Annotated in this window: 10 protein-coding genes and 4 tRNA genes; 8 read left to right on the top strand and 6 right to left on the bottom strand. The window is 67.0% G+C overall.

Going from position 1 to position 11,354, the window contains the following annotated elements:
• Positions 1 to 144: 144 nt before the first annotated feature.
• Positions 145 to 216 (bottom strand) — tRNA-Val (locus U9980_RS07825).
• A gap of 518 nt (positions 217 to 734) precedes the next feature.
• Here U9980_RS07825 and U9980_RS07820 point away from each other — a divergent pair.
• Positions 735 to 1,166, top strand: a complete 432-nt coding sequence (locus U9980_RS07820; RefSeq protein ID WP_322755649.1) for an SsgA family sporulation/cell division regulator — start codon at positions 735 to 737, stop codon at positions 1,164 to 1,166.
• Positions 1,167 to 1,330: 164 nt separating this feature from the next.
• Here U9980_RS07820 and U9980_RS07815 read toward each other — a convergent pair whose 3' ends face one another.
• Positions 1,331 to 2,500 carry a chorismate-binding protein gene (locus U9980_RS07815; protein WP_322767322.1) on the bottom strand — a complete coding sequence of 390 codons (1,170 nt, stop codon included), beginning with the start codon at positions 2,498 to 2,500 and terminating at the stop codon, positions 1,331 to 1,333.
• A gap of 193 nt (positions 2,501 to 2,693) precedes the next feature.
• Between U9980_RS07815 and U9980_RS07810 the strand changes: the two genes are divergently transcribed.
• From U9980_RS07810 to U9980_RS07790, 5 genes are all read left to right on the top strand, one after another.
• Positions 2,694 to 2,766 (top strand) — tRNA-Gly (locus U9980_RS07810).
• Between the two features lie 45 nt (positions 2,767 to 2,811).
• Positions 2,812 to 2,883, top strand: a tRNA-Cys gene (locus tag U9980_RS07805).
• Between the two features lie 23 nt (positions 2,884 to 2,906).
• Positions 2,907 to 2,978, top strand: a tRNA-Val gene (locus tag U9980_RS07800).
• 333 nt (positions 2,979 to 3,311) lie between these two features.
• Entirely contained in the window at positions 3,312 to 4,991 is a 1,680-nt protein-coding gene (locus U9980_RS07795) for an alkaline phosphatase PhoX (protein WP_322767321.1), read from the top strand.
• 193 nt (positions 4,992 to 5,184) lie between these two features.
• The gene (locus U9980_RS07790) at positions 5,185 to 5,373 is read left to right on the top strand and encodes a ferredoxin (protein ID WP_322755646.1); all 189 of its coding nucleotides are present in this window, start codon (positions 5,185 to 5,187) and stop codon (positions 5,371 to 5,373) included.
• Positions 5,374 to 5,417: 44 nt separating this feature from the next.
• Here U9980_RS07790 and U9980_RS07785 read toward each other — a convergent pair whose 3' ends face one another.
• Complete coding sequence (locus tag U9980_RS07785) at positions 5,418 to 6,251, bottom strand: N-acetylmuramoyl-L-alanine amidase (protein ID WP_322767320.1); 834 nt, start codon at positions 6,249 to 6,251, stop codon at positions 5,418 to 5,420.
• 17 nt (positions 6,252 to 6,268) lie between these two features.
• A complete protein-coding gene (locus tag U9980_RS07780; RefSeq protein ID WP_322767319.1) occupies positions 6,269 to 7,087 on the bottom strand; it encodes a DUF3097 domain-containing protein in 819 nt (272 codons plus the stop codon).
• 109 nt (positions 7,088 to 7,196) lie between these two features.
• Here U9980_RS07780 and U9980_RS07775 point away from each other — a divergent pair, with 109 nt between their 5' ends.
• Entirely contained in the window at positions 7,197 to 7,790 is a 594-nt protein-coding gene (locus U9980_RS07775; RefSeq protein ID WP_322767318.1) for an isochorismatase family protein, read from the top strand.
• 118 nt (positions 7,791 to 7,908) lie between these two features.
• Here U9980_RS07775 and U9980_RS07770 read toward each other — a convergent pair whose 3' ends face one another.
• Positions 7,909 to 8,202 carry a DUF4193 domain-containing protein gene (locus U9980_RS07770; protein ID WP_322755642.1) on the bottom strand — a complete coding sequence of 98 codons (294 nt, stop codon included), beginning with the start codon at positions 8,200 to 8,202 and terminating at the stop codon, positions 7,909 to 7,911.
• A gap of 159 nt (positions 8,203 to 8,361) precedes the next feature.
• Entirely contained in the window at positions 8,362 to 8,892 is a 531-nt protein-coding gene (locus U9980_RS07765) for a DUF3145 family protein (RefSeq protein WP_322767325.1), read from the bottom strand.
• A 269-nt stretch (positions 8,893 to 9,161) separates the two neighbouring features.
• Between U9980_RS07765 and glgX the strand changes: the two genes are divergently transcribed.
• A partial coding sequence (glgX, locus tag U9980_RS07760) for a glycogen debranching protein GlgX (protein WP_322767317.1) occupies positions 9,162 to 11,354 on the top strand: 2,193 nt, incomplete at its 3' end.

Genomic DNA, 11,354 nt, shown 5'->3' with positions numbered 1-11,354 from the left:
AGCGGGCCGAAGGGCGCGCGACGATCGTCAGATCGCGCGCCCGGCTGGACATGATCAAAAATATTGACCACCGGCTGCCCACGAAGGAGATCAAGCCGTCGGGCACGACCTGTCGACGGGGCACAAGCGCCTGTGAGGTATGGGTGGGCGTACGTGGTTTCGAACCACGGACCTCTGCCGTGTGAAGGCAGCGCTCTACCACTGAGCTATACGCCCGGAAGACATCTGCAGCCTACTACGCCGCCATGGCGATGCCACGGCGGGGGCCACGGCGGGGGCTGGCCGAGCGGCGCCGATGGTCCGACCGGGACCACGCTGTGGCGAGACCGACGGGCCGCGCGGAAGCGTCGCACGATGTCGACGACGTTAGGTCTTGCGGAACGGAGTCTCTTCGGTCACGATCCGGACACAACTCACCTCGATTGGGACGAGCACGGGAGGGGTAGACCTCCCCTGACGCACACTGCGGCAGCAGCAAGCCAGCACGAAGGGTAATCGACCTACGGGGGGTGTGCCACATGGCGCGAACCGATACAAGTGATCACGGACGGCGCACACCGTGGTCTCTTCCGGCCAAGTGCGGCCTGCACACCTGCTCCATGCCGGGCAAGTCTCCCGAACCGGCGTAACGGATGTTCAAGTCGCATAACCTTGTTTCCAACGAGCCTCAAAGAGGGAACTATCTCGTTACACGGGTGCTCGCCCGCACCACCGCAGCACTGAGAGGCCGCCCGATGACAATTCGTCATGATTCCATCACAGCAGAACTCGCACTTCGGCTCGTTGTTCCCGGTGGGGCGCCCGTGCCGGTCGCGGCGACGATGCGCTATGAACCCGCGGACCCGTACGCGGTCAGCATCGGGTTCCGTACGGGCGCGGACGAGGTTGTCGAGTGGACGTTCGCCCGGCAACTCCTCAGCGACGGTGTCCGGCGTCCGGCCGGCGACGGAGACGTGCAGGTCTGGCCGGCGGCTCAGTCCGGCGGACGGATCGTCTGCCTCTCCCTGTCCAGTCCATCGGGGCACGCGCTGTTCGAGATGCCGCGCTCGGAGGTGCTGTCCTTCCTTCGCCGCACCTATTCGGTGGTCCCACTCGGCGCAGAAAGCGATGTCGTCGACTTGGACGCAGAGCTTGCGCTGCTCATCTGGGGCGGACCTGCAACCTGACATGACGGGGCCGGGGCGGGCCTTCGACCTCTGACGTCACCCCCCGGGACGGGACGGGTGAGCGCCCCGGCCCAGGGGGTCGCAAGTCAGGTGTCCGGTCTCCCAGCAACCGTGTTCCTTCGAGGCCGACCGGCCGTAGGGACGCCATACAGACCTCGACGGCGTCACTCCGAGGTGGACGAAGCGATCCTCAGCAGACGCTCAGCCTTGAGCTCTGCTTCGCGCCACTCGGCCCACGGATCGCTGCCCCAGGTAATTCCAGCGCCGGAGCCGAAGTGCAGACGCCCGGCCGTGAACCAGAATGTTCGGATGCCGACGGCAAGCTCGCCGAGCCCTTTCTCGGCGTCCACCCAGCCGATCGCACCACAATAGGGTCCACGAGCAGCCGGTTCGAGTTCTCCGATGACGCGCAATGCGCTCGACTTCGGGGCACCGGACACCGAGCCCGGCGGAAAGCTCGCCGCGAACAGTTCAGGCCAACCGACATCTGGTCGCAGCTGCGCCTGGACCGTTGACACCAGATGCGCCAGACCCGGGTGCGCCTCGACCGCGCACAGCCTCTGGACGCTCACCCCGCCGATACGTGCAACCCGGCCCAGGTCGTTGCGGACCAGATCGACAATCATTATGTTCTCCGCAATGTCCTTGTCCCACAGATCGTTCGCTACCCGGCCGGTTCCCTTGATCGGCCCGGATCTCACGACGTCAGCCCGGCGCGACAGGAACAGCTCCGGTGACGCACTGGCCAGCCGGATATCAGCCTCCGGGACGTACATCACCGCCGCATACGGCGCCGGGTTGTCGCGCGCGAGTGCGGCTGCAAGTGCCGCGACCGCCTCACCGGCGTCGTCGGCCAAGGGCACGGACTGCACCCGGCACAGGTTGACCTGGTAGACCTCGCCAGCGGCGATCTCAGCCCGGATGAGGCGAACCCCCTGGGTGTAGCCGGCGCTGTCCAGACTGGAGGTCCAGGCTCCACGTGGCGGGCCTCGCCAGGGCCGGCCGGCAAGTGCCGCCAACGGTGGCGCGGGCCGGACCTCACCGAACCGAACACACCGTGCCGTGCCCTCGAAATCAACCACCACCGCCCAGAACCCGCCGCGATCGAGCGCGGCCAGATCGTCGGTGATATCGATCACTCCGGTCGCGAGCCTGCCCCCGACGACCGCGAACGGCCCGGGCCACTGTGACGGACGGTACCGGCCCTCGCGATGCCCACCGACGGCATACGGCCCACCGGCGACAGGTGCCGCGCCCCATCTCGAACGGCTGGCGACGCCGCCTGACCCGGCCCACCCGCCCTGGTCAGAGCTGTCCCGCGCTGTGCCGTCCATCCAAAGCACGCTACCGGCGTGGGCGGCCGGGCCGCGTCCCGCGACCAGGACAGACACGACCCACACGACTGATCGGGGTGTACTGAACTCTGACCCAGGAACTGCACATCATCGGCACATCGGACGGCGGTCCATTCGACGCTTCCCCCATCGTCCGCTAGAGTGCTACCTGCACCGCCAAACGGTGGGGCACGCGGACGTGGCTCAGCTGGTAGAGCATCACCTTGCCAAGGTGAGGGTCGCGGGTTCGAATCCCGTCGTCCGCTCGAGACTGTGTGAGGTCAGAGGTCAAGCTGGTTCCGGCCTCCCCCGGCGGAGTGGCCGAGTGGCTTAGGCAAGGGCCTGCAAAGCCCTGTACGCGGGTTCGATTCCCGCCTCCGCCTCAGGAACAATCTCGAACAAACTGGGGCGATTAGCTCAGTGGGAGAGCGCTACCTTGACACGGTAGAGGTCACTGGTTCAATCCCAGTATCGCCCACCCCGGTTTACCAGGGCTTCTACGATGCCCCCCGCATGCCAATCATGGCACGGGGGGCATCGTGCGTACGGACCCGCGAACGTGGCTGATCGCGGACGTCTCGTGCGCTTCGCGGATCACTCTTCCTGTTGTCTGTTGGTAGTGATTACCCCGGGCGCTTTGGCGCCGCCGGCCGCCGGACCAACCGGGCCGGACCAACCGGGCCTGACCAACCGGCCATCCAATATTCACAGGCCGGATCCACATTCGCCGGGCAACTGTGCTCTTGCTGTCGCCCGGACCGGCTTGTATTCCCCCGGGTGCCCAGAGTGTGGCACCGGGGGAAGGATGTAGATGCCAGTGAGGACCAAACGTTCACGGGTAGCGATCGTTGCCGGCGGGGTGGCCGGCGCCGCTGTGCTGGGCGGCCTGGTGCTGGGTACGACCGCGCAGGCGGGACCGGCCACCACGGCTGGACTCAGGCTGACGTCGCTACCGAGCGCCAACACCAAGACTCCCAACGTACCGGTGCAGAACGCACTGTCGGTGGAGTTGGCCCAGATCGTTGCCGCCCAGGGCTCGAACAGACTGGAAAACGCCATACCCTCGGTGCCGTACTACGGCTACGACGGTGACTCCGCGAACCTCCTACCGGCCCCGGGCGACGTGCAGAGCACGACGCACAACGTCGAGGCCACCAAGACCGAGCCGGACAAGAACACCTACCTGCGGCTGACCGGTCAGCACGGCGCCGACCCGAGCTACGACTACGGGACCCACTTCCTGTTCCAGGGACACGAGGTCGGTAAGCCTGGCTACATCACCCGCATCAACCTCGACGCGGACGCGGCCCACCGGGTCACCCTGCTCGCCACGACAGACGTCGCGGGTAACGCCCTGCCGAACATCGACGGCTCCACCTGGGACCCGTGGGCGAAGCGGCTGCTGTTCACCGCCGAGCTGGGTGCCAACGGCGGTGTCTGGCAGGCGACGCCAGACATCGGCTCGCAGGTCGAGGACATCTCCTCCGTCCTGGGCCGCGGCGGCTACGAGGGCATCCAGAACGACTCCGCCGGTAACCTGTGGGTCATCGAGGACTCCGGTGGCACGACCATCCCGGGCAAGTTCACCAAGCTGCCGAACAGCTTCCTCTACCGATTCGTGCCGGTGGACAAGACTGACCTCACCAAGGGCGGCAAGCTGCAGGCCCTGCAGGTGATCTCGGCGGGTACCGGTCAGCCGATCACGTTCCAGCCGATCGACGCCGCCCACCCCGACGGCAACGCCTTCAGCCAGGACACCAAGGATCTGCACACCTACGGCAAGACCTTCGACACCCACTGGGTGACGATCCACGACACCGCGACCGACGCCAGCGGGCTGGCGTTCAACGCGAACGCGGCGGCGAAGCAGGCTGGCGCGACCCCGTTCAAGCGGCCGGAGAACGGACAGTTCCGGCCGGGTACGGACTTCCGTGAGTTCTACTTCGACGAGACCGGCGACACCGACGCACGGTCGGTCGCGAACGCCGAATACGGCGGCTGGGGATCGGTACTCAAGTTCACCCAGACCAACCCGACCGCTGACAACGGCACGCTCTCCCTGTTCTACAAGGGCGACCAGGCGCACACCGGATTCGACAACGTAGCGTTCTTCGACCGCAACCACGTCGCGTTCGTCGAGGACGCTGGAGACACCCTGCACACCCAGCGTAACGCGCTCGACTCCGGTTACCTGCTCGACGTGTGGCACAACTACGCCGATGGCGTGCAACCGCTGCGATTCCTCGCTGAGGGCCGTGACCCGTCGGCCACGCTCGACTCGGGCCTCGGCTCCGTCAGTGGCAGCGGATTCCAGAACGAGGGCGACAACGAGATCACCGGGATCCACGTCTCCGACGGTGACCCCGGCAAGCACGGCATCCTCGGCGACCGGGTACCGGACGCCTTCACCAATGGCTGGCGGGTGTTCTACACCGCCCAGCACGGGGACAACGTGACCTGGGAGATCGTGCGTCCGGAGAGCAAGCGGTAGTCGTCCTGCGCAGTCGGCACATCAGAGCGTACAACTGTGTGCCCCGGCCACCCGGCCGGGGCACACACCATTGGCGCCACCCGACCGAGGGCGTGCGACAATGCCTCTGCCCGTATGCATGACAGCACCCATCGGGTCTGACCCGTCCGATCTGACCCGTCGAATCAGACCCATCCGATCGACAGGAGGACACATGCGCGTCAGCGTCGACCCGTCCGTGTGCGCCGGCCACGGCCAATGCAACGTCCACGGACCGGACGTCTACGAGCTCGAGGACGGCTACTGCCTGATCACCAATCCGGAAGTACCCGCGGACCTGCAGGATCAGGCACGCAAGGGCGCCGAGGCCTGCCCGGAGCACGCGATCACGGTCACCGACTGAACCAGGCTGCTGAACCAGACGGCGTCCCTCGCCCGAACAGCCGTTCAGGACGGTGGCGCCGTGAGAAAGAGCGTGATGCCGTCGGCGACACCCTGTGCGGCGTGCTGACGCCAGGTGGCGTCCGAGACCCGCGTGGCATCGGCCGGGTTGCGCATGTTGGCGCATTCGATGAACACCTTCGGCACCCGTGACAGGTTCAGCCCACCGAGGTCCGCACGGAATGACAACCCCGCGTCGGCAACGTAGTCGGCCCGCGGTTCGCCGGTGTCATGTTCGAACCCGATCCGCAGCGCGTCCGCCAGACGTGCCGACGGAGCGAGAATCACGGCGTTGGCGCCGTCGGGGCCAAGGCTCGGGGCGATGATGTGAAAGCCGCTACCGGTTGGCGGCCCGCCGTCGGCGTGCACCGACACCGCCGCATCGGCATGGACGTCGTTGCCGATCCGCGCCCGCTCGTTGATGCACGGGCCGACCCCGGAGTCGTCCGGTCGGGTCAACACAACCGTGGCGCCGCGTCCGCGTAGCAGCGCAGCCGCCCGGATCGCGACGTCAAAGGCGAACGCATGTTCGGGGTATCCATCGTTGGTCTCGGCGCCGGCGGTGTCGCACTCTTTTTCCGCACCACCCGCGTCCACCTTGCGGGAGATGACCGCGGCGGCCGCCGCGTTACCACCGTTGTGTCCGGGGTCCAGCAGGATCGTGCGTCCCCGTAGCCGGTCCTGACCCGCCGACAGCGCCAGCCCGACAACGGCGGCGTCCGTCTGCGGCGGGGCACCGGACCCGCGAGATGGCGATGACACGCCACGAGCCGCAAGGCCGACCAAGAGGAGCACGGCGGCTGCGAGGACCATCGCGAACGCCCGCGACCGAGAAGGCATCTACCGAGGATCCATCGTCACACGGTCTCCGCGGTCACAAAATCGATGAGACGTTCGACCGCGCCGAGAAGACCCACTTCGACATCGGTGTAGGAATGCACGCCAGCAAGCACCCGGCGCCACATGTCCACGGGTTCGGCGACTCCGAGGGCACGACACACGCCTTCTTTCCACGGCTCGCCCGGGGGCACCCGCGGCCACGCCGCGATCCCCACGGAGGCCGGCTTCACCGCCTGCCAGATGTCGATGTAGGGATGCCCGGTCACCAGCACGTGCGGCGAGGTCACAGACGCGGCGATCCGGCTCTCCTTGGAACCGGCGACCAGGTGGTCGACGAGCACCCCGAGCCGGCGTGACGGCCCCGGCCGGAACGACGCGACGACCGCGGGAAGATCGTCTACTCCGTCGAGAGATTCGACGACGACGCCTTCCACCCGAAGGTCATCTCCCCAGATACGCTCGACGAGCGCTGCGTCGTGCAGCCCCTCCACGTAGATCCGGCTCGCCTGCGCGACCCGCGCCCGGTGGTCATGAACGGCCACGGACCCCGACGCGGTGCGGGCAGGGCCCGCGGGCGCCGACCGTTGGGGCCGGATCAACGTGACCGGCCGGCCGTCCAGCAGGAAGGCGCCGGGGTCGAGCGGGAAGGCCCGACGCCGACCATGACGGTCCTCCAGCACCACCCCACCGGCCTCCACCTCGACGACCGCGCCGCAGAAGCCGGTCGCGACATCCTCGACGACCAGCTCCCGCTCGGCCTCCACCGTGGGCGGTGGCGCAGGCCGTGCGCGTTTCTGCTGCGCCAGCACGTCAGGCCCGTAGTCTCTGCTACGCACCCGCCCACTGTAGCCCGGCCCATCGCGAGCCCGGCCCGGCCCATCGCGAGCCCGGCCCTGGCGCGCCAAATCCGGAGCGGAGCCCCAAAATCGACCTATGACCGGACCTGTGACCGAGAGATACCGACCGGGCGTCGCCCTCCTCGTGATCGACATGCAGAACGACTTCGCCGCGCCAGACGGGAGTCTGTACGTCCCCGGTGGGCAGGAGCTCATACCGACCGTCAATGCCGAGATCGAACAAGCGGTGGCCGCAGGTTCACCGGTGGTGTACACCCAGGACTGGCATCCACCCACCACCCCGCACTTCTCCACCGGCGGAGGCATCTGGCCACCGCATTGCGTACGGGAAACCGTGGGCGCACGACTGCATCCGGCGTTGCGGGTTGAGGGAACCGTGGTTCGCAAGGGGACAGGCGGTGAGAACGGCTACTCGGGATTCACCGTCCGGGATCCGCTCACCGACACCGCACAGGCGACCGAACTCCACACGATTCTCATGACACGTGAAATCGCCACCATCGTGGTGGTAGGCCTCGCCGGGGACCACTGTGTGAAGGCGACAGCTCTCGACGGCCGTGCACGTGGCTATCAGGTGGTGGTGCCACTCGCCCTCACCCGGTTCGTCAGGCTCCAGCCCGGTGACGACACCCGGGCCATCAGCGAGCTACGTGACGCCGGCGTCGTGGTGGTTGCCTCCTGACCGTGCGAACCCGCCTGATGCGTTCGGGCTGTTCGTTCCCATCAGGCGAGCTCACCCGGTGCCGGACCGGTGGTCGGGTGGATACATCCACCACCATCGATGATCTATTGCTCGTACCTCAGGCGGCGCAGTCGGCACAGATCATCCGCCGGCTGTCGGCGAGCTGGCTGCGGTGGTGGACCAGGAAGCAGCTTTTGCAGGTGAACTCGTCCGCCTGACGGGGTAGGACGCGGACCGTCAGCTCCTCGCCGGCCAGATCCGCGCCGGGTAGGTCGAGTTCGGCCTCGAACGGGTCGACCTCGTCCCCGAGGTCAGCCGCCGCATCCGCCCGCCGCGCCTTGAGCGCCTCCAGACTCTGCTCGGAAACCTCCTCGGCATCGGTGGTGCGGGGGGTGTCGTAATCGGTGGCCACTGAAATTCTCCCGTGAATTGAGTGCGTCTCGTGCGCAACCCACAACGCACGACCGGTGGGGTATGTGCCCGCTAGGACGATCCCCACCGGGTGTGGCCTTCACCACATCGACCTTGATGATCCTTAACACATTCGCGTCACGCAGGCCGGAGGCGATGGTCAGCCGGTCCGGCGCAACCAGGTGACCGGCGCCCCATGGGCTGCCTGCCGAAGCGGCTCAAGTGCCTCGTCCCACGCCGTGCCCAGCAGGCGGTGCAACCCTCGGGCCAGGGTCTCGCGACCCTCGCCCCGCTCGATGAGGGCGCGTAGCGCGGCCTCCCCGACGACGATGTCCCCGTTCGCGGCGATCGATGCGCGGTGCAGGCCGAGTTCGGGCGTATGGGAGTAGCGCTCGGGGTCACATCCCGGCGAGGGTGCCTCGACCACGTCGAAGCAGACCTGACCGAGGCGGCGCAACTGGCCGGCAAGGCGCCCGGCCGTCCCGCACGGGGCACGCCACTCCAGGCCCGCGTAGAGCGCGCCCGCGGAGCGCGGCTGCTCGCTCCAGGTCAGAGACACCGACGAGGACAGTACGGCGGACACGGCAAACTCCAGGTGCGGACACAGCGGCGGCGGGCAGGCCAGAACCGCCAACATGCCGGGAACCTTGAAGGCCGCCGGACCCGATACAAGATCTCGTGTTGATGACATTGCAACCACGCAGGACCTCCGTCGACGAGTTACGCCTTCCCCTGCGATCTCGCCTCACGATCGTCCGCGCCACGCGGTACCGATGGTGCCATGGCGTGCCGTGGCGTCCATACCCGACCCCCAGCTGACAGGTCGGGTTCATCCGGTCTATATCCGGACGATTCACCACGGCCACGGGTCGATCATGTGACCAGTAGATCATGTGACCAGACGCATCCCGGACGGGTGCACCGAGACCGGGTTCCCGACCACCCGTAGGCTTCGTGCGTATGTTGCAAGTCTGGCCGGGCAGCCCCTATCCGCTCGGTGCCACCTATGACGGCACCGGGACCAATTTCGCGATCTTCTCCGAGGCTGCCGAGAAGGTCGAGTTGTGCCTGTTCGACGACGACGACGCCGAGACGCGCATCGAGTTGAAGGAAGTCGACGCGTTCGTCTACCACGGATTCCTCCCCAGCATCGGCCCCGGCCAGCGATACGGCTATCGGGTGCACGGCCCCCACGACCCGGCCCGGGGGCTGCGGTGCAATCCTCACAAGCTTCTCCTCGACCCGTACGCGAAGGCCGTTGACGGCGAGATCGACTGGGACCAGTCGGTGTTCGGCTACAACTTCGGCGACCCGGACAGCATGAACACGGCCGACTCCGCCGCGCGGATGATGAAGTCGGTGGTCATCAGCCCGTTCTTCGACTGGAACAACGACCGACCGCCGCGCACCCCGTACAACGAGACCGTGATCTACGAGGCGCACGTGCGTGGCCTCACGATCGCGCACCCGGACCTTCCGGCGGAGTACCGGGGCACCTATGCCGGGGTGGCACATCCGATCATGGTCGAGCACTACCACACGCTCGGCGTGACCGCCGTGGAGCTCATGCCCGTCCACCAGTTCGTCCAGGATGAGCATCTGGTCAGCCGCGGCCTGCGCAACTACTGGGGATACAACTCGCTGGCCTTCCTGGCCCCCCACAACGCCTACGCGGCCGCCGCCCGGTCGGGGCAGCAGGTCCAGGAGTTCAAGTTGATGGTGAAGGACCTGCACGATGCCGGCATCGAGGTGATCCTGGACGTGGTGTACAATCACACGGCCGAGGGGAACCACATGGGTCCCATGCTCTGCTTCCGCGGAATCGACAATGCCGCCTACTATCGGCTGATAGAGGACGATCCGCGCTACTACATGGACTACACCGGCACCGGCAACAGCATGCGGGTCCGCCATCCGCATGTCCTCCAGCTCATCATGGACTCGCTGCGCTACTGGGTCACCGATATGCACGTCGACGGATTCCGGTTCGATCTGGCCGCGACCCTGGCACGGGAGTTCTACGAGGTCGACCGACTGTCCTCGTTCTTCGACCTCGTCCAGCAGGATCCGGTCGTCTCCCAGGTCAAACTGATCGCCGAACCCTGGGACCTGGGCGCCGGTGGCTACCAGGTCGGCAACTTCCCGCCGCTGTGGACCGAGTGGAACGGCAAGTACCGTGACACCGTGCGGGACTTCTGGCGCGGTCAGGACCACGGCATCGCCGAGTTCGCCTCCCGCCTGACCGGGTCGAGCGACCTCTACGAATCCGACGGCCGCCGCCCGTCCGCGTCCATCAACTTCATCACGGCCCACGACGGGTTCACCCTCCACGACCTGGTCTCCTACAACAACAAGCACAACGAAGCCAACGGCGAGGACAACTGGGACGGATCGGATGACAACCGGTCGTGGAACTGTGGTGTGGAGGGGCCGACCGACGATCCTGATGTGCTCGCGCTACGCGCGGCCCAGATCAGAAACTTCCTCACCACCCTGTTTCTTTCGCAAGGCGTACCCATGCTGGTGGCAGGGGACGAGATGGGGCGAACCCAGCACGGCAACAACAACGGTTACTGTCAGGACAACGAGATCTCGTGGTTGGACTGGTCCCTGGCCGAACGCAACGCGAGCCTGGTCGAGTTCACCGCACTCGTGTCCACCCTCCGCCGGGAACACCCCGTGTTCCGCCGCCGGCGATTCTTCCAGGGTGACGCGATTCGCGGCTCGGGCGCTGGTTCGGGCGCCGGCTCAGGCGCAGGTGCGCAACCCAGCCCGGCATCCGGTTCGCCGGCTGCCGCGGGCAGTGGCACCGGGGAGCCGCTCACCGACGCCGGGGAGCCACTCAAGGACATCGTCTGGCTGCTTCCGGACGGCACCGAGATGTCAGATGCCGACTGGGAGTTCGGCCTGGCGCGGTCGGTCGGGATGTTCCTCAACGGCCACGGCATACCCGACCGCAACCACCGCGGCGAGACCGTTGTCGACCAGTCGTTCCTGCTGTTCTTCAACGCGCACTTCGAGCCGCTCGGATTCCGGGTACCGCCGGAGAACTTCGGCACCAGCTGGGAGATCGTCATCGATACCGGGGTACCCGGCGCGGTCGTGACCACGGCTGTCGGCTCAGGCGACCCGGGCGAGTCGGGCAACCCGGGC

Source organism: Protofrankia sp. Cr1 (assembly GCF_963555865.1).
Lineage (GTDB): Bacteria > Actinomycetota > Actinomycetes > Frankiales > Frankiaceae > Protofrankia.
Note: the sequence above shows the minus strand (reverse complement) of the source record. Positions and strands in the feature narration are given on the sequence as shown.

Coding starts and splice junctions, on each gene's coding strand:
- U9980_RS07820 (WP_322755649.1), top strand. CDS start 735: ATGACAATTCGTCATGATTCCATCACAGCAGAACTCGCACTTCGGCTC.
- U9980_RS07815 (WP_322767322.1), bottom strand. CDS start 2,500: ATGGACGGCACAGCGCGGGACAGCTCTGACCAGGGCGGGTGGGCCGGG.
- U9980_RS07795 (WP_322767321.1), top strand. CDS start 3,312: ATGCCAGTGAGGACCAAACGTTCACGGGTAGCGATCGTTGCCGGCGGG.
- U9980_RS07790 (WP_322755646.1), top strand. CDS start 5,185: ATGCGCGTCAGCGTCGACCCGTCCGTGTGCGCCGGCCACGGCCAATGC.
- U9980_RS07785 (WP_322767320.1), bottom strand. CDS start 6,251: ATGCCTTCTCGGTCGCGGGCGTTCGCGATGGTCCTCGCAGCCGCCGTG.
- U9980_RS07765 (WP_322767325.1), bottom strand. CDS start 8,892: ATGTCATCAACACGAGATCTTGTATCGGGTCCGGCGGCCTTCAAGGTT.